Origin of the sequence: Rhizobium centroccidentale, assembly GCF_030182565.1 — a bacterium.
Taxonomy (GTDB): domain Bacteria; phylum Pseudomonadota; class Alphaproteobacteria; order Rhizobiales; family Rhizobiaceae; genus Rhizobium.
The window spans coordinates 123225-140902 of the sequence record NZ_JAQJCG010000013.1; the positions used below are offsets into that span (position 1 = coordinate 123225).

Below are 17678 nucleotides of genomic sequence, written 5' to 3' on the forward strand. Positions count from 1 at the left end.
CTCGTTTTCTTGGATGCTGACAGGATGGCACTTCAATTTGCACAAATCAATGAGCTGCTATAAGCAACCGTTGTGCAAAAATTGAAGTCCGAAAGCATGTCGCGCAAAAGTGTATGGCGGTTTTTGCGATAACGACATGAGGAAGACCAAAGACTTAAGTGCAAGAGAGGATATGCAGATGGATTGGGATGATGTCCGTATGTTTCTGGCCGTGGCGCGCACCGGGCAGATCCTGGCCGCCTCGAAACGGCTGGGCGTCAACCACGCCACCCTCTCCCGCCGCGTGACGACGCTGGAGGAACGGCTGAAGACACGGTTACTCGTGCGCCGCACCAATGGCTGCGACCTGACGGCGGAAGGGGAGATCTTCCTGCACGCGGCAGAGCGCATGGAAACGGAGATGCTGCGTGCGCAGGCCAGCGTCGGTCATCTCGACAGCGCGATCACAGGCACGGTTCGCATCGGCGCGCCCGACGGCTTCGGGGTTTCCTTTCTCGCGCCACGGCTCGGGCGGCTGATCGCCCGCTATCCTGAGCTGCGCATTCAGCTCGTACCCGTTCCCCGCTCCTTTTCACTGTCGCAGCGCGAGGCCGATATCGCCATCACGCTCGAACGCCCGGAACAGGGCCGTTTGGTCTCCTCGAAGCTGACAGATTACACGCTTGGGCTTTATGCCTCGAAAGCCTATCTGGAGCAGGCGGGATTACCCGACAGCGTCGAGGCGCTGAAGCTGCATCCGCGTGTCGGCTATGTCGAGGACCTGATCTTTACGGCTTCGCTCAATTTTTCCGGCGAGATCATGCGCAGCTGGGATGCCTCCTTCGAGATCTCCACCGCCATCGGCCAGACGGAAGCGGTTCGCTCCGGCGCCGGCATCGGCATCCTGCATGATTACATCGCCAGGCAGTTTCCGGAGCTGACGCGCATCCTGCCCGACATGTCCATTAGGCGCGCCTATTGGACGACCTATCATGAAAGTGCCCGCGACCTAGTGCGTGTGCGCACCGTTGCGGACTTCCTGCAAGAGCTGGTCAGCGAAGAGCGGCGGATATTCCTGTAAAATGATGTCGATGGATGCGCCTCCTGCTCGCAGGCAGAGGTCACGGCATCAAGCTGCACCACCATGACGGCGCATGCGGCGGCTGAGCCCCCGCATGCTTTGGCGGCTCTTCATTCTCATCCGGATTGGGAACGGGAACTTCATCCGGCAGCCTGTCCGGATCCGGCTCCTCGACGGGCGGCTTCGGCATCCAGCCTGGCTCTGGCATCGGAGGCGTATCAGGGATCGGCTCGTTCGGTACAGACATGTCCGCTCCTTTCGTCTCGTTGCCGATAGAGACACAACGACGAGCGATGCGGACGGTTCCAAGATATTTCGGCATGCGGCCCCGCATTCGTGACATGGCGCGGTCTGCCACTTCTCGCCGTTCGGCCCTCGCTGCTGGACAAAGGCCGGACGAAGCCTAGTATTTCAGACAGAGATCAGGGAGCCAGGACGATGAGCGACAAGAAGCAGCAGAAACTGGACGAGAAAAAGCACAAGGAGCAGGACGATTATCTAGAGGAAGCGCTGGAAGAGACTTTTCCGGCAAGCGATCCGATATCGCCCGGCCATGTGTCGAAGAAGCCTGAAGACAAGAAATAACCCCGCGGGGCCAAAGGGCCGGCAACTTGAAACGGATGGACCGGGAGAGAATGGTACGGTTGGGGGGTCTCGAACCTCCGACCTCAGGTGCCACAAACCTGCGCTCTAACCAACTGAGCTACAACCGCACATGCTCGCGTCGCCGCGAACGGGGGTGACATACGAGGACTTTGAAATTATTTCAAGTCCTATCTCCCCGCAATATAAAAAAGCTTTGCAGATATCCAACGACGATGTGCGACCGGGTCCGCTCTTGCCGCAAATGAAAAGTCCCGCTCCAAGCTTTCACCTGGGAGCGGGACATTCGTGCCTTGGGAGGCGTATCGGACGTGATTAGGCCTTGAAGGAGGACATTGCCTTTTCAGCGGCGTCCTTGGCGGGCTTTGCCAGCTTTTCAGCAACCTTCTTGGTGGTGTCCTGAATGGACTTCGCCTGCTCGACGGTGACTTCGGCCTGCTTGCGGATGAAAGCGGTCTGAAGTTCGAAGAGTTCCGCAACGGACTTGACACGAAGCAGGGCTTCCATGTGAGCCAGCGAGCTTTCGGCATTGGTGCGCAGAACGTCGATGGCCTTGAGGCCGATTTCGACCGAGCCAGCCTGTGCGGTCTGCACGGTTGCTTCAACCGTCTTGCCTGCTTCTTCGGTGGCAGCCTTCAGCTTGGCAAAGGCTTCCTTGGACTGGGCAGCACCCTTTTCAGCGAAATCGCGGAAGGATTCGGAGAACTTGGACGGATCGAATGCAGCCGTTGAAAAAACGTCGTCTTTCTTTACAGTAGCCATGATTACGCTCCTAAAAGGGCCCTCCCTGAGGCGCCCGTCGTGAACTTGTGTAAGGGGTATATAATATAAATTATTGTGCAGCGCAACATAATTGTGCGCCGCACAAGGCGTTAACCTTTCCGGCCGAAAAATGCGCCGTTCGCTGGACCGAAAAGCGGGGCACCGTTATTAATAAACTGTTAAATCACGAGAGGCGATCACGCCCGCAAAACAGGTTGGAAAATGCCCGCAATTCAATATCCGTTCATTGACATTGCCGTGCATCCGCGCGTTCGGGAGCGTTTCGCGCGCGGTGAAGCCATGGTCATGTTCTCGACCGGCATGGATCGCGTGCTCTGGGCCAATGGCGCCGGCGCCAACCTTTTCGGCTATGATGTCATTTACGATTTCGTCGAACAGGGACCGAAGCCAGGCGACGTCTCGTTCCGCCAGATCGAGGCGACGGCGCGCGGCCTTGGTGCTATCGGCGATCAGCGCACATTCCTGATCCGCATGGCCTCCGGCTTCCAGCGGGCTGTTGTCAATGCCGCCGTCGAGCTGATCCGCATTCAGGCCGGCGAAGAAGCGGTGCTGTTTTCCTCTCCGGTCTCTTCTAAGCCGCTTTCATCGGCCGAATGCGCCAAGCGCATGATCGACGGGTTCGACGATCCTGATACCCACATTGCCGTCATCGGCCGCGACGGCGAAATCGTTACCGCCTCTGCCGGCTTCAGGACGCTCGGCGTAACGCCGCAGACCGCGCGGATGCTGACGACCATGGCCGGCGCGCAGCCTGACCGGCTGATCAAGCGGCCGATCCCGACCGGACATGGCTATCTGCCCGCCGCCATCGGCAAGCTTTCCGAAATTCCGGCCCTGCACCTGCTCTTCGTCGTGGAAACCGTGCTTGGCCATCTTGACCCGACGGAAAGCCTTACCGAGGAAGCCCGTCCCGTTGCGGCCATAGAACCGCAGGCGCAAGAAACCCGCAACGAGCTCGAGGCAGCAGCACCGGATGAGGAGCCGAAGCCCGCTCCGACTGCACCCTTCGGCGACGTCATCGATGCGGTGGCTGATATCGAGGAGCTGGATGAGACGCCGGAATATCGCGAGGACGAGCAACAGGAGGCGCCCCCAGCCACCGGAAGCTCAAGCGAAGCCGGAACGGAAGCGGCTGCCGATGCGGATAGCACGCCCGGCGCAATTGCCGAGACCGAAGCTCACGTCGATGAGCATCGGCCGGAAATGGCGCCAAATGGCGAAGACGCCACCGCCTTAGAGACAAAGATGGCAGCGGAAACGCCTCCGCCGGAAACTCACGCCAATCCAGAAACCCACACCGATATTGAAAACACCCCTGCGGAAGGTTTCAGCTTCAAGCGCAATGGGCGCGCCACCCGTTTCGTCTGGAAGATCGATGCCGCCGGCCATTTCAGCGAGGTTTCCCGTGAATTTGCCGATGCTGTGGGGCCGCATGCCGCCCAGATTGCCGGCACGGCCTTTGCCGATGTCGCCCGCCGCTTCAATCTCGATCCGGATGGCAAGATCGCGGAACTACTGGCGCGGCGCGACACATGGTCCGGCCGCACGATCTACTGGCCGGTGGAGGGTACGAGCCTAACGGTGCCGGTCGATCTCGCCGCCCTGCCGACCTATACCCGCAGCCGCGAATTCGACGGCTTCAGGGGCTTCGGCGTCGTCCGTCTGGCGGATGCCATCGAAGATCCGATGAAGCGCGGCATGACCCTCGGCACCCAGGCAGCTGAAGACGCCGCGGCCATCGCGGAGTTGCCCCCCGAAGCGGAAGCTGCATCCGACGAGCAATCACCAGCTACCGAAGCTGAACCATCCCCAGCGACGGAGGAGATTGAAAGCCCCGCTCGGGATAGCGCAGAAACCGCCCCGGTCTCGCATTACGAACCGCCTGCTCTACGGATTTCCGAGACGCCGAACCGTCGCGAGTCGGACAAAGTCGTTCGTTTGCACGAGCGTCGGACATTGACGCAGACTAGCCTTTCGCTGAGCGAACAGGCAGCCTTTCGCGAAATCGCCCGGCAGCTCGAACCCTTCGGCAAGCGCACGGAACCGCCGGCGGAGCAGCCTCACGACGGGCAGCATGGGCATGAGGAGGGTGCGGATACGCCTCCGCAGCCGAATGCGGCCGACGAAATCCTCTCCGAGGCACCCGAAAAGACGGATGGGCACGGCCATACCGATGACCAGCAACCAACCGCGCCAAGTATAGAAGAGAAGGCGTCGTCGCCGGTCGTGAAATTCGTCGAGGCTACGGATGATAACGGCCCGAAAGCGGGTGACGAGACTGCTGCCGAAGCGGCGCCGGCATCGGCCGAGCCGGAGGAGGATTTCGATCCGCTGGATGTGCTGAGCAGCGCCATTCCGCCGCGCGTGAAAATGCGCACGGGCCTGTCGTCTGATATCGTCGACCAGCTGCCGCTCGCGATCCTCGTCCATGCCGGCGATCGCCTGATCCACGGCAATCCGGAATTCCTGCGGCTGACCGGCTATGACAGCCTTGACGAGCTCGAGCAGGTCGGCGGGTTGGATGCATTGTTGCAGCGCAACGATCTGGAGGGCAAAACCGAGCAGCCCGGCGCGATGATGGTCGTGCGCGCCGACGATGCGCTGGTGCCGGTGACGGCCCGGCTGCAGTCGATCCGGTGGGAAGACGGCACGGCCTTGATGCTGGCGTTGATGCCGGTGGAAAGAAGCGAGCCGCCGGCGCCGCTGCCGCAGCCAATTCCTGAAGAAGCCCGCCCCGAGCGCATCCTCGAAAAGGTCGCGAAGCTGCAGGTGGAGATCGAGGAACTGCGCTCGACGCTGGAGACGGCGACGGATGGCGTCATCATCATCGGCCAGGACGGCGAGATCCGCTCGATGAACCGCTCGGCAAGCGCCCTCTTCAATTATGACGACCAGGAAACGCGCGGCAAACCTTTCGTCATGCTGTTTGCGCATGAGAGCCAGAAGGCTGTGCTCGATTATCTCGGCGGCCTGTCCGGCCACGGTGTTGCCAGCGTGCTGAACGACGGCCGCGAAGTGATCGGCCGCGAGGCGTCCGGCGGCTTCGTGCCGCTGTTCATGACCATGGGCCGGTTGAACTCGTCGAACGGCTACTGCGCCGTCATTCGCGATATCACGCAATGGAAGCGGACCGAAGAAGAGCTGCGCAACGCCAAGCGCGCCGCCGAAACCGCCAATGCCCATAAAACGGACTTCTTAGCCCGCGTCAGCCATGAAATCCGCACGCCGCTCAACGCCATCATCGGCTTTTCCGACATGATGGCCGGCGAGCGCTTCGGACCGATCGGTCACTCGCGCTACGTCGAATATGCCACCGATATCGGCCGCTCCGGCCGCCACGTGCTCGACATCGTCAACGACCTTCTCGATATCTCGAAGATCGAAGCCGGCGAGATGGACTTGGACTTCGCCTCGGTCGGCCTGAACGAAGCGATCACCGAAGCGGTGTCGCTGGTGCAGCCGCAGGCCAACAGCCAGCGTGTCATCATCCGCACCGCTCTGTCCCAAGCCGTGCCGAATGTCGTTGCCGATCTGCGCTCGATCAAGCAGATCGCGCTGAACATCCTTTCGAACGCCATCCGCTTCACGCCGTCGGGCGGCCAGATCGTCGTGTCGACTGCGTATGAGGGCAACGGCAGCGTCGTCCTGCGCATCCGCGATACCGGCGTCGGCATGACGCGCTCGGAACTGGAGCAGGCGATGAAACCCTTCCGGCAGGTTTCCACCAATTCCCGCAAGCGCGGCGACGGTACGGGCTTGGGATTGCCGCTGACCAAGGCGATGGTCGATGCCAACCGGGCGACTTTCTCGATCAACTCGGCCCCGAACGAAGGCACGCTGGTCGAGATCACCTTCCCCTCGCCGCGGGTGCTGGCGAACTGAGATAATCTCGGCGTGCCGTCAAAACCAAAGGTCGCGCACGCATCGCCCGTCCGAAGAGAGATCTTCAAACGTGTCGAGCCCATCGAAATGATCGATCGGCAGGTCGGCAACGAGATCCGGCGGCGCCAGCCGAACATTGACCGCCATGCGCCGGCGGCCATCCTTTTGCAGCCTCAGGCCGCGCCAGCTCACCACGCAGGCGCAGGACGGGCAGAACAGTATTTCGAGAGAAGGGTGTTCCTTGCCGGCGCGGGTATAGGAAGCGGTCGAGCCGGTGACGGAGACCCGTTCCCCTTCGTAGTCATAGGCCCACAGCACACCATAGCGCCGGCAGAGGGTGCAGTTGCAGGCTGTGATCGAGCCTGGCTCGCCTTCAAGCGTCCAGCCTGCCCTGCCGCAATGACATGAGCCGATCAGCATGGGTACGCCACTCCATTCGCTGCCCAGTCGAAAGCGGCATTCTGCCTCAGTCGCGCAAGGCCTGCAAACCTCCGCAACGGCTTTCGCTACCGAACAGCAGTGGGCATGCGAAGGATGCCGCCTGGATGGAGGCTTCGATTGTCCGATCGACAATGGCCTTGCCAGCTCAACTCGCCAGCGCCAACCCACCATACCGGCTGATTTCGCTTTCGATCTCGGCCACAAGCGTATCGAGCGCGGGATTTCTCACCTTGCGACCGCGGCGGACTACGTAGGCCAAAGCCGGCGGCGTCGGCAGGCCTTGGGTGATGATCTCCATATCAGGCTGCAGGTGACGGCCGTTCAAAAGTGCGACACCCAAGCCCGAGGTTACGGCCGCGATGATCCCTGCCGCACTCGCACATTCGAAGACGGTCTCCAGAACCACGCCGCCATCCTGCCCGATATCAAGCGCCCATCGGCGATAGAAACATTCATCATCAAAAGAGAGGAATGGAACCGGGCCACTAGATGATAGAGACAGACCCGGATGTTTGACCCAATGCAACTGCTCGCGAAAGAGAACGACATCGGTCGGGCGAACCTCATGGGCGAAAACCTGGATAATGGCGGCGTCGAGCTCCCCTCGCTCCAGCATTCCCCGAAGGATCAGACTCATGCGGACCTTGGTGCGCACGGAGACATTCGGGTGCAGGCGGCGGAAACGCCCCAGGATGCGCGCAAGATCGGTGCAGGTCGTGTCCTCGGTCAGGCCGAGGGCGACGCGGCCGGCAAGCGACGTCTTCGAGAGGCTCAGCAGCGCCTCGTCATGCAGGCCGAGAATGCGCCCGGCATAGTCGAGCAGATCCTCGCCGGCTGCGGTGAACATCGACGCTCCGGGTTTGCGACTCAGGAGATCGCAATCGAGGCTCGTCTCGAGCCGCTTGATCTTGTGGCTGACGGCGGATTGCGACAGGCCCAGGGCTTCCGCCGCGCGGGTGATGCCGCCGTGATGGCGGATCGCCCATAGCGCGCGCAGAGCATCGATTTCCAAACGTCGGCTTGTCAATTCGGTCATGGCAGACTCGGCTTAAATCATAGTCATGCGGAGAGAATGCATGCTGCGACCGAATCTGGCAAACGATCATGAGTATTGCGACTGAATTTTCATGCCTTGATCGATATTTGTCATGTGCTATCGACCTCACGCTCGCCTATGGCTGGGCTGTACAGGACATTCGATCGAGAACCCTATGACAGACCAAAGCCTATCGCAGCCCGCGCCAAACGAGCGCCGTTTCCTCTGGCCTTTGATGGCGGCTCTTCTGATCGTCAGCTGGAGTTCCGGCTTCATCGGCATTCGTTATGCCAGCCAGGAGGCCAGCGTCATACTGGTCTTGTTCTGGCGCACGCTTCTATCCGGCTTGATCCTGCTGCCTTTTGCGCTTTCGGTCGGGCCACGGATGCGGATGCGTGCGATAGGGCAGCAGATGCTGTTCGGCGTAATGTCGGTCTTCCTCTATCTCGGCGGCTTTGCGCTGGCGATCGAACAGCGTGTCCCGACCGGGCTAGTGGCGCTGATTTCGGATCTCTTACCACTCGCGATCGCGGCCCTGTCGCAACCTGTGCTGGGAGAGCGGCTAAGCCGGCGGCAATGGCTCGGAACAGCCATCGCGATTGCAGGCGTGCTGATCGTATCGGTCGACAGCCTCAGCTTCGGCACGGCTCCGCTCTGGGCCTATAGCGTAACGGTCGGCTCCATGCTCGTCTTTGCTTTCGCCTCGGTCCTGCACAAGCGGCAGCGCACCGGGCACATGCCCGTTCACCAAAGCCTGTGTATCCACACACTGACGGCTTCGGCATTGTTCGGCATCTGTGCCAGGATGCAGGGCGATCTTGCCCCGCCGATGACCCTCGGCTTCGTGATCGGCATCATATGGCTGGTGTTGATCGCAACCTTCGTCGCCTATTCTGTCTATTATGTCAGCCTGCGTCTTTTCCCGGTGGCACAGGTCAGTGCAGCCATCTATCTCAGCCCGCCGGTGACCATGATGTGGGCCTGGGCTCTATTTTCCGAACCGCTGACAACGGCAATGTTCGCGGGGCTGGCAGTGACGCTGGTGGGGGTGTGGTTGACGTCTCGCAGATGACGCGGCACATGCCTCTGCCGTCAGGAAACGAAGACAGTCCAGCCAACGCCCAAAGCTGCAGATGCCAATAAGGTCGATATCACCGACATTTTCAGGCGAAATATGGCGATGGCGGCAAGCAAGGTCAGCACCAGCGAGGGCAATGAAAGCGAGGTCAGGACGGGCACATCTATCGCCCAGGAGCCATAGGTGAAGCTTGCGGTCTCTCGGAACAGCACATGCAGCCCGAACCAAATCGCGAGATTGAGGATGACGCCCACTACAGCTGCCGTTATCGCAGACATGGCGCCGGTCAGGGCGACATTCCCGCGCATCTTCTCGATGAATGGCGCACCTGCGAAGATCCAAAGGAAGCTCGGCAGGAAGGTGACCCATGTTGTCAGTACGGCGGCAAAGGTTGCTGCCGCAAGAGGGCTGAGGGTGCCGGGATTGCGATAGCCCGCCAGGAAACCAACGAATTGCGTGACCATGATCAGCGGTCCAGGGGTCGTTTCCGCCATCCCCAGACCGTCCAGCATCTCGCCCGGCCGCAGCCAGCCTAATTGCTGCACGGCCTCCTGTGCGACATATGCCAGCACGGCATAAGCGCCCCCAAAGGTCACGATTGCCATCTCGCTGAAGAATATCGCGATTTTGGAGAAGACATTGTCGGGACCGAGCGTCATCACGAGGGCCGCAACCGGAATGAGCCATGCGGCCGCCAGCGCACCCGAGGTCTTCAGAGACCAGGCGAGGTTTGGTCGAGCGTGCAAAGGGATCTCCTCGCCAAGAACGGAGTCCTTGTCTTCCAGAATTGTCCCGGAGCCCGACTTATGCCCTCCCCCCATTTTGAAGGCCGCAACGCCTGCCCGGGAGGCTAGGTAGCCGATAAGTCCGGCTCCAACGATGATGACGGGGAACGGAACATGCAGGAAGAAGATCGCCACGAAGGCAGCGGCGGCCAAAGCAACCATAGCCCTGCTCTTGAGGGCTCGGCTCCCAATGCGAAAGACCGCCTGGACGACGACCGCCAACACGGCGCATTTGAGCCCGAAGAACATCCCTTCGATAAAGGTCAGGTTCCCGAACAGGACATAGACATAACTGAGCGCGAGAATTGCCAGAAAGCCCGGCAGCACGAATAGAAGGCCGGCGATCATCCCACCCAGGGTCCTATTCAGCAGCCAGCCGATATAGATGGCAAGCTGATGCGCTTCCGGACCCGGCAGCAACATGCAGTAGTTCAGGGCATGAAGGAACCTGTGCTCTCCCACCCATTTCTTCTCGTCGACGACGATGCGGTGCATGACGGCGATCTGTCCCGCCGGTCCGCCGAAGCTTAGCGCAGCAACGCGGGTCCAAACCTTGACGGCCTCATGGAGGGGAACGATGTCCCGATCAGCCGCGCTTGATCGCTCGGCTACATTTTTTACAAGGTCGGTCATAGTCTCTTACATCTTCCTCGGATTTGGCCAGTTGTGCGTCTCTTCCGTCGCATCACGACACCAGCGATAGAAGGCATCATAAAGCGCCATGCCGGCTTCCAACTGCTGCAGGTCGTCGTTGAACATTCGCGAAAGCCCAAGCGAGGCCGCAAGCAGCCCCGGCACTTCAGGTGCCAAGTCGGGCCGCGCGGTATCGGCGCCGCGAACGATGGTTGCAAGATGAAGGAGAGGTTCTGCGCCGAGACCGAATTCCTCGATCATGACATCGAAGGTGCACAGCTCGCCGCGATGGCTCCAGAAAACATCTTCGATATCGAATGGCGTCGCCATGAAGCGATCGGCGACGGCCGAAACTTCGGTTGCGGGAACGAACAGGAAGATCGCTGACGGATCGATGAAGCGCCGGATCAGCCATGGGCAAGCGATACGATCGATCTTCGGCCGTGCCCTTGTTACCCATACCGTCCGCCCCTTGGCATCGCGGGGAGGCAGCTTTTCCCCGGCGACCAGCATGTACTCCGCGCTGCGCCACGCTTCGAATCCGCCTTCGAGGACCTCTGCCTCCTTTCCGACCACACGCAGATGCGCAGCAACTCCGTGGGCGAGTTTCTGTCCTTTCTGACAGAGAATGATGGCAGGCCCCACCAGTTCGTTCGCCCAGTCGACTACCCTTCGATAGTCGCGGCGACTGGAGCCGGGAATAAGACGCGGATCGGCAGCGAAATCCTCGTCGTTACGGACATCGATAATCGCAGGCAAATTGGGCGTGCCGATAATGCGATTGAGCTTGTCGGGTGTAATTTCCAGAAATGACGGCATAGCGCGTCCTCCGTTGGCTCGGTTTCACGGACGCGATTCTTCAGCCGTAGCCTCGTGGGGTGATCGCAGCCCCATGATCGATTTTCTGCCTGACGCGCTTCAAATGTCAAGCCGGATAAACAGCTGCCGCACGAGACGAACATTTTCTCAACGTCCGCAGCCCACTCGCCGAGTGCCCGCGACTTCACTGTCGCCGCGACGTCCCCGGAAGACAATGGAACGCCGCGCCGACCTGAGCGCGGCGTTCGAGCTTACTCCCCGCGTGCCTTCGCAGCCTTGCGCGCGGCCCTTGAATTCGGATTGCCACCCTTTGCCGGGCCGTCGTTCTTAGCGAAGCTCGGCTTGCCGGGCTTTTTCGCCCAGGGCTTCTTGTCGGAGCGTTCGGAAACGCCGCCCTCGCCTGCATGCGCCCGCTCCGGCTTGCGGTCGGACTTCCATTTCGGCTTCAGGCCGTCATTCGAACGGGCGCCCTTCTCAGCGAAGGGCTTCTTCTTTGCGAAGCCGCCTTCCCGCTTGGCCTGGAAATCCGGCATGCCGGCAAGCGGCTTAACGCGGATGCCGCGCTCGAGCGTCTTGTCAGGGCCGATCGCCGCGAGGAAGCGCTCAAAACTCTCCGGCGAGAGCTCGACGAAGGTTTCCTCAGGCTGCATCTTGATGGCACCGATATCGCGCTTGGTCAGATTGCCGTTGCGGCAGAGCATGGGGATGAGCCAGCGCGGCTCGGCATTCTGCTTGCGTCCGACAGAGAGCGATACCCAGAGACCATCGGTGAAGTCGTTACGTCCAGCAGACGAGCCCTCGTCGCGAGGCGTGACCGGGAAATCGTCGCGGCGGGGCTTTCGGCGCTCGCCTTCGGCCGGCACGTCCTGCAATTCCTCGGGCGCTGAATGGCCGGCGCGGTATTGCCGCAGGAATGCGGCGGCGACCTGCTCGGCGCCGTGGCGCTCCAGCAGCTGCCGGACGATCGACTGCTCGTCTTCAGCAAGCGGTGCTTCAAAGACCGGATCGGCGAGAAGACGCTCGTCATCACGCTGGTTCACCTCGTCGACCGAGGGCGGCTTTGCCCAGGTGGCGCGGATGCGGGCAGCTTCCAGCAGGCGTTCGGTGCGGCGACGGGCGCTGAGCGGCACGATGAGGGCGCTGACGCCCTTGTTGCCGGCGCGGCCGGTGCGGCCGCTGCGATGCAGCAGTGTGTCCGGATTGGTCGGCAGATCGGCGTGAATGACCAGCTCCAGACCCGGCAGGTCGATGCCGCGTGCAGCAACGTCGGTGGCGATGCAGACACGGGCGCGGCCGTCGCGCATGGCCTGCAGCGCGTGCGTGCGCTCGTTCTGGCTGAGCTCCCCTGAGAGCGCAACGACCGAAAAGCCGCGATTGTTGAAGCGAGCCGTCAGATGATTGACGGCAGCGCGGGTCGAGCAGAAAACGATGGCATTGCGCGCCTCATAGTAGCGCAGCACGTTGATGATGGCATTTTCCCGGTCGCTCGGCACCACGGTCAGCGCGCGATAGTCGATGTCGACGTGCTGCTTGGCCTCAGAGGCGGTCGCGATGCGGACAGCATCGCGCTGATAGTTTTCGGCGAGCTTGGCGATCGAACGCGGCACGGTGGCAGAAAACATCAGGGTGCGGCGCTCGGACGGCGCTGCTTCCAGAATGAATTCCAGATCCTCGCGGAAACCGAGATCGAGCATCTCATCGGCCTCATCGAGCACGACGGCCTTCAGTTCGGAGATATCGAGCGAATTGCGGCGGATGTGATCGCAGAGCCGACCGGGCGTGCCGACGACGATGTGGGCTCCGCGTTCCAGTGTCCGCCGTTCCGTGCGCATGTCCATGCCGCCAACGCAGGAGGCAATCGTGGCGCCCGTGAGCCCATAGAGCCATTCCAGCTCGCGCTGCACCTGCAGCGCCAGTTCGCGGGTCGGTGCAATCGCCAGCGCCAGCGGCGCACCTGCGCGGCCGAAACGTTCCGCGCCGTCAAGCAGGCCGGGCGCCAGCGCCAGGCCGAAGGCAACCGTCTTGCCCGAGCCGGTCTGGGCCGAGACAAGCGCATCCTTGCCGGCCAGGCCCGGATCGAGCATGGCCTTTTGCACCGGCGTCAGCGTCTCGTAACCGCGCTTCGCCAAAGCCTGGGCAATCGCAGGAGCGATGCCTTCGAATTCAGTCATCATCTGTCTTTCGGAATTCTTCGCGCGCCATCAGGCGGCGATCATCGTGGCTCGCACGTCGCGAACCTCTTCTTCACGCGTGCACATACTTGCTCAAGGCGGCAATGTACAGAGCAGACGCGTTTTCGCGCGGGGCGAAACGAAAAAAAGGCAGCGAATCGCGCTGCCTTTGAAGTTTATGCTGTCGAAAGCAAGCTCGAGTCGGGGAGCTTCATGTCTCGGGAGCCGAGAGTGGCTCCAATCCGCTCCAGCTCATGCGAACGGTCTCAAGTTGGCCTTTACTTTTGACCAAGCTTTCTTAACGCGAGGTTAGCAAACGATGGTCATCGTTTGCCCCCTCAATTTTAAGGCTCACCTTAACTTTTGAGTTCTTCCAGCCCGGCGAAGAGATCGAGCGCTTCCGGATTGGCGAGCGCTTCCTTGTTCTTGACCGGACGGCCGTGCACCACCTCCCGCACCGCAAGCTCGACGATCTTGCCGGATTTCGTGCGGGGGATATCCGTAACCGCGATGATCTTGGCCGGCACATGGCGCGGCGAGGCGCCGGTGCGGATGCGGGTTTTCATCGCCTTGACCAGGTCTTCGGTCAGGGCGACGCCGGCGGCAAGGCGGACGAAAAGCACCACGCGAACGTCATCGTCCCAATCCTGACCGATGCAGAGCGCCTCCAGAACCTCGGGAATCTGCTCGACCTGATTGTATATCTCGGCCGTGCCGATGCGCACGCCGCCGGGGTTGAGCGTGGCATCGGAGCGGCCGTGAATGACGAGGCCGCCATGCTCTGTCCATTCGGCGAAATCACCGTGGCACCAGATATTGTCGAAGCGCTCGAAATAGGCGGCCCGATATTTGGCGCGCTCCGGATCGTTCCAGAACATGACCGGCATGGAGGGGAACGCCTTGGTGCAAACGAGCTCGCCCTTCTCACCGCGCACCGGCTTGCCTTCGTCGTTCCAGACATCGACGGCGAGGCCGAGGCCCGGCCCCTGGATCTCGCCGCGCCAGACCGCTTGCAGAGGGTTGCCGAGCACGAAGCAGGAGACGATATCGGTACCGCCGGAAATGGAGGCGAGCTGGATATCGTCCTTGATGCCCTCATAGACGAAGGTGAAGCCCTCGGGCGACAGCGGCGAGCCCGTGGAGGTCATCAGCCGCAGGCTCGAAAGATCGTGCGAGGTCTTCGGCGTCAGGCCGCTCTTGTGGACAGCATCGATATATTTGGCAGACGTGCCGAACAGCGCGAATTTCTCTTCCTGCGCATAGTCGAACAAAATGTTGCCGTCGGGGGCGAAGGGCGAACCATCGTAAAGGCAAAGCGTCGCGCCGGCGGCAAGGCCGGTCACCAGCCAGTTCCACATCATCCAGCCGCAGGTGGTGAAATAGAAGACCTTTTCGCCGGGCACCACACCGCAGTGGAGGCGATGTTCCTTGATGAGCTGCAGCAAAGCGCCTCCGGTAGAGTGCACGATGCACTTCGGGACACCCGTCGTGCCCGAAGAAAACAGGATGAACAGCGGATGGGAGAAGGAGACGGCCTCGAACTCGACCGCTTTCGCCTCGAAGGGGGCAACCAGATCGTTGAGGATTCGCGCGCCCGGCGTTGCCGCCACGACAGCTTCGGCATTGCCGGCATAGGGCACGATGATGGTGGGCGCTTTCAGGCGCTGGGCAATGGCGCTGACCTTTGCAGTGACATCCTGCAGCTTGCCGCCATACCAGTAGCCGCTGCAGGCGATGAAGAGCTTCGGCTCGATCTGGCCGAAGCGGTCCATGACGCCCTGCTCGCCGAAATCCGGCGAGCAGGAGGACCAGATCGCGCCGATCGACGCGGCCGCCAGCATGCAGGCGATGGTTTCCGGCATGTTCGGCATCATTGCAGCGATGCGGTCTCCCTTGCCGATGCCCTCGGCACGATAGGCCTGCTGCAGGCGAGATACCATCGCGGCCAGCCGGTCCCATGACCAGCGATCGCGCACCTTGTCCTCGCCCCAGAACACAAGCGCATCGCCCTCGCCGCTTCGCCAGAGCAGGTTTTCTGCAAAGTTCAGCTCGGCATCGGGAAAGAAGCGGGCATCCAGCATGACATCGCCATGGATCAGCGCCCGCTCACCGCGCTTGCCCTTCACACCGCAGAAATCCCAGACCGCCGACCAGAAGCTTTCACGGTCGGCAATTGACCAGGCGTGGAGGCTGGCAAAGTCAGACAGCGAGAGGTCGAAACGGCGGTTGCATTCCTGCATGAAAGTGAACATCGGGCTCTGGCGGCGAAACTCCTCCGACGGTGTCCAGAGCGGCTGCTGATCCTGCATATTTCTCTCCCGCTTTTTGCACTATATAAGCAATGCTGCAGCGCATTAATAAAATCACGGTGTTGTGGGTATTGCCAGTGCGTGAGGTTTGCATCCGACAAACATTTCCTATATCCGGCAAACTCAGGCAGATTATCCCTATCAGTTCAAGAGTCTCCACGGGATCATGAGAGCTTCGAAAAACAACAAGTGGCGGTTGACGATGCGTTCGGCCTCGCGCTGGCTGCCTGCCTTTGCTCGCACGACCGGCATCATTCTTCTCACGATCCTCATCGTGTTCGCTGTCTTCAGAGCGACCGCGCCTTTCCTGATTTCCAGCGGTCTGGTGCGCTCCGGCATCGAGAAGGCACTGTCGGACTGGACGGGGTATCGCGCCCAGATCGAAGGCGATCCGACACTGGAATTCTGGCCCTCGCCACGCGTGACGCTCAATCAGGTCACCATCCGCGAACCGTCGAGAAACGGCAAAGTCCTCGGCCATGTCGATAGCCTCTCCGCGGACTTCTCCCTGTGGTCGGCGATCCGTGGGCATGCGCATTTTCACGAATTCCATTTTCTGCGCCCGATCCTCTATATCCGCCGCGACGAGAACGGCCTGATCGACTGGACGAACGAAGGCCGCCTTTCCAAGGCCATCGAACAGGCCGAGACCTCCCCCGGCCAGGGCATGCGGATGAGCAAGGAACAGGATGCCGCCATCGGCATGCTGACCATCGAGGATGGAAGCGTCGAAATGGCCGACGAGCGCAGCGGCAGCATCTACAGGCTGAACGCCGTCAATGCCGACATCGCCTGGCCGCGGCTTTCCCAATCGCTGAGTGCTGTCATTCTTGCCCGCTTCAACGGCCAGGACATCAAGCTGAATTTCGACTCGACGCAGCCCCTGCTCTTCTTCGCCGGCAAGAACGTGAACACCACGACCAGCTTCGTTTCGCCGCTGATCAGCTGGACCTATACAGGCGTTACCAGCATATCGGATTTTTCGGCACTTTCGGGTAATCTGGATCTGAGCGTGCCGAACGTGCCCTCCTTCATCGCCTGGAGCGGGCAGCGCCTGCCGGCAGCCGACGCCCTCAAGAATATCTCGCTCAGTGCCAATATCGCAGCAATCGACAACGGCCTGCGTTTCAACAATCTGAGCTTCAAAGTCAACGATTCCGCTGCCTCCGGCATCATGGATCTGAACTATACGAAAGCGGGCAAGCCGAAGATTTCCGGTACGCTTGCCTTCGACCAGATGAACCTCAATCCGTTCCTGGCTGCCTTCTCCATGCGTCTGGCCGCCGAAACCGCCATCGATGCGCTGTTGAACGGCAATCCGCTGCAGCGGCTCGACCTCGATATGCGGCTCTCGTCGAACAAGGCGGCTCTTGGCCCCTTCCAGTTCGAGAATATCGGTGCCAGCCTGCTGGTGGCCGGCGGCAAGGCGAAATTCGACATAGGCGACAGCGGCTTTGAGAGCGGTTCGCTGACCGCACATCTGGAGGTCGCGCCAGGCGACTTCGATGGCGGCGGCAAATTGCAGATATCGATCCGCAACGCCGATTTCGGCGGCCTCTTTACGCGCCTGAAGCTGATAGGCCCGCTGCCAATGCCTTCGTCGGCGTCGCTGGATCTTTCGCTCAGCACCTCGAAGCCGATCTGGGTTGCCACGCTCAGCGACGTTGCCGGCACGCTGCACTTCACCTCGTCGGCAGGATCGTTTCGCCAATTCGATATTTCGACCTTCCGGACACTCGCCGCCGAGAAGGCCTTCTTCCGGATGAGCGATATCGCCAATTCTTCTTTCGACTTCGACAGCATCAACGTGGATGCAAGTTTTGCGAAGGGTTCCGCCGAGGTGCAGAACGCGGCCATTGCGGGCCGCAACGAAACGATCAGCTTCAACGGCGTCGTTCCGTTCCGCACCAACGGGCTGGCACTCTCCGGCGCGCTCGAGGCAACCTCGCCCTCCGACGCAGACGAACTGCCGATGCTGCCCTTCTTCATCGGCGGCAGCTGGCCGAATCCGGTGATTTCACCGGTCGCAACGCTTCTGCAAAAGCCGATACAGCAGCCATAGTTCTTCCGGGGCCGCC

13 protein-coding genes and 1 tRNA gene are annotated in these 17678 nt (G+C 61.1%); 5 read left to right on the plus strand and 9 right to left on the minus strand.

Annotated elements, in window-relative coordinates:
* The first annotated feature begins 178 nt into the window (after positions 1–178).
* Positions 179–1060 carry a LysR family transcriptional regulator gene (locus PH562_RS18270; protein WP_113232158.1) on the plus strand — a complete coding sequence of 294 codons (882 nt, stop codon included), beginning with the start codon at positions 179–181 and terminating at the stop codon, positions 1058–1060.
* A 40-nt stretch (positions 1061–1100) separates the two neighbouring features.
* Here the strand turns inward: PH562_RS18270 and PH562_RS18275 are convergent, their stop codons facing one another.
* Positions 1101–1307, minus strand: a complete 207-nt coding sequence (locus PH562_RS18275) for a hypothetical protein (protein WP_285174471.1) — start codon at positions 1305–1307, stop codon at positions 1101–1103.
* Between the two features lie 191 nt (positions 1308–1498).
* Here PH562_RS18275 and PH562_RS18280 point away from each other — a divergent pair, with 191 nt between their 5' ends.
* Positions 1499–1645 carry a hypothetical protein gene (locus PH562_RS18280; RefSeq protein ID WP_167078186.1) on the plus strand — a complete coding sequence of 49 codons (147 nt, stop codon included), beginning with the start codon at positions 1499–1501 and terminating at the stop codon, positions 1643–1645.
* Positions 1646–1696: 51 nt separating this feature from the next.
* On the opposite strand, the gene PH562_RS18285 is transcribed toward PH562_RS18280, so the two are convergent.
* Positions 1697–1773 (minus strand) — tRNA-His (locus PH562_RS18285).
* Between the two features lie 205 nt (positions 1774–1978).
* Entirely contained in the window at positions 1979–2425 is a 447-nt protein-coding gene (locus PH562_RS18290; protein ID WP_047627987.1) for a phasin, read from the minus strand.
* Between the two features lie 222 nt (positions 2426–2647).
* Between PH562_RS18290 and PH562_RS18295 the strand changes: the two genes are divergently transcribed.
* On the plus strand, positions 2648–6328 hold the full coding sequence (locus tag PH562_RS18295; RefSeq protein WP_285174473.1) for an ATP-binding protein: 3681 nt from the start codon (positions 2648–2650) through the stop codon (positions 6326–6328).
* 18 nt (positions 6329–6346) lie between these two features.
* Here the strand turns inward: PH562_RS18295 and PH562_RS18300 are convergent, their stop codons facing one another.
* Positions 6347–6748, minus strand: a complete 402-nt coding sequence (locus PH562_RS18300) for a GFA family protein (protein WP_285174475.1) — start codon at positions 6746–6748, stop codon at positions 6347–6349.
* 166 nt (positions 6749–6914) lie between these two features.
* On the minus strand, positions 6915–7805 hold the full coding sequence (locus PH562_RS18305) for a LysR family transcriptional regulator (RefSeq protein ID WP_113232161.1): 891 nt from the start codon (positions 7803–7805) through the stop codon (positions 6915–6917).
* 175 nt (positions 7806–7980) lie between these two features.
* Between PH562_RS18305 and PH562_RS18310 the strand changes: the two genes are divergently transcribed.
* A complete protein-coding gene (locus PH562_RS18310; protein WP_285174478.1) occupies positions 7981–8877 on the plus strand; it encodes a DMT family transporter in 897 nt (298 codons plus the stop codon).
* A 20-nt stretch (positions 8878–8897) separates the two neighbouring features.
* Here PH562_RS18310 and chrA read toward each other — a convergent pair whose 3' ends face one another.
* The 4 genes from chrA to PH562_RS18330 all read right to left on the minus strand — a co-directional run bounded on the left by chrA (position 8898) and on the right by PH562_RS18330 (position 15600).
* On the minus strand, positions 8898–10301 hold the full coding sequence (chrA, locus tag PH562_RS18315) for a chromate efflux transporter (protein WP_285174480.1): 1404 nt from the start codon (positions 10299–10301) through the stop codon (positions 8898–8900).
* 6 nt (positions 10302–10307) lie between these two features.
* Positions 10308–11120 carry a chromate resistance protein ChrB domain-containing protein gene (locus PH562_RS18320; RefSeq protein WP_285174482.1) on the minus strand — a complete coding sequence of 271 codons (813 nt, stop codon included), beginning with the start codon at positions 11118–11120 and terminating at the stop codon, positions 10308–10310.
* A gap of 251 nt (positions 11121–11371) precedes the next feature.
* Positions 11372–13291, minus strand: coding sequence for a DEAD/DEAH box helicase (locus PH562_RS18325; protein WP_285174581.1), 1920 nt, complete (start codon positions 13289–13291; stop codon positions 11372–11374).
* 356 nt (positions 13292–13647) lie between these two features.
* Positions 13648–15600 (minus strand): acetoacetate--CoA ligase, encoded by a 1953-nt coding sequence (locus PH562_RS18330; RefSeq protein WP_285174484.1) that lies wholly within the window; start codon positions 15598–15600, stop codon positions 13648–13650.
* Between the two features lie 166 nt (positions 15601–15766).
* Between PH562_RS18330 and PH562_RS18335 the strand changes: the two genes are divergently transcribed.
* A complete protein-coding gene (locus PH562_RS18335) occupies positions 15767–17662 on the plus strand; it encodes an AsmA family protein (protein WP_285174487.1) in 1896 nt (631 codons plus the stop codon).
* Positions 17663–17678: the final 16 nt, after the last annotated feature.

What these genes read in the sequence shown, in the direction of transcription:
- PH562_RS18270 (WP_113232158.1), top strand. Translation starts at nt 179, where the DNA reads ATGGATTGGGATGATGTCCGTATGTTTCTGGCCGTGGCGCGCACCGGG.
- PH562_RS18275 (WP_285174471.1), bottom strand. Translation starts at nt 1,307, where the DNA reads ATGTCTGTACCGAACGAGCCGATCCCTGATACGCCTCCGATGCCAGAG.
- PH562_RS18280 (WP_167078186.1), top strand. Translation starts at nt 1,499, where the DNA reads ATGAGCGACAAGAAGCAGCAGAAACTGGACGAGAAAAAGCACAAGGAG.
- PH562_RS18290 (WP_047627987.1), bottom strand. Translation starts at nt 2,425, where the DNA reads ATGGCTACTGTAAAGAAAGACGACGTTTTTTCAACGGCTGCATTCGAT.
- PH562_RS18295 (WP_285174473.1), top strand. Translation starts at nt 2,648, where the DNA reads ATGCCCGCAATTCAATATCCGTTCATTGACATTGCCGTGCATCCGCGC.
- PH562_RS18300 (WP_285174475.1), bottom strand. Translation starts at nt 6,748, where the DNA reads ATGCTGATCGGCTCATGTCATTGCGGCAGGGCAGGCTGGACGCTTGAA.
- PH562_RS18305 (WP_113232161.1), bottom strand. Translation starts at nt 7,805, where the DNA reads ATGACCGAATTGACAAGCCGACGTTTGGAAATCGATGCTCTGCGCGCG.
- PH562_RS18310 (WP_285174478.1), top strand. Translation starts at nt 7,981, where the DNA reads ATGACAGACCAAAGCCTATCGCAGCCCGCGCCAAACGAGCGCCGTTTC.
- chrA (WP_285174480.1), bottom strand. Translation starts at nt 10,301, where the DNA reads ATGACCGACCTTGTAAAAAATGTAGCCGAGCGATCAAGCGCGGCTGAT.
- PH562_RS18320 (WP_285174482.1), bottom strand. Translation starts at nt 11,120, where the DNA reads ATGCCGTCATTTCTGGAAATTACACCCGACAAGCTCAATCGCATTATC.
- PH562_RS18325 (WP_285174581.1), bottom strand. Translation starts at nt 13,291, where the DNA reads ATGACTGAATTCGAAGGCATCGCTCCTGCGATTGCCCAGGCTTTGGCG.
- PH562_RS18330 (WP_285174484.1), bottom strand. Translation starts at nt 15,600, where the DNA reads ATGCAGGATCAGCAGCCGCTCTGGACACCGTCGGAGGAGTTTCGCCGC.
- PH562_RS18335 (WP_285174487.1), top strand. Translation starts at nt 15,767, where the DNA reads ATGAGAGCTTCGAAAAACAACAAGTGGCGGTTGACGATGCGTTCGGCC.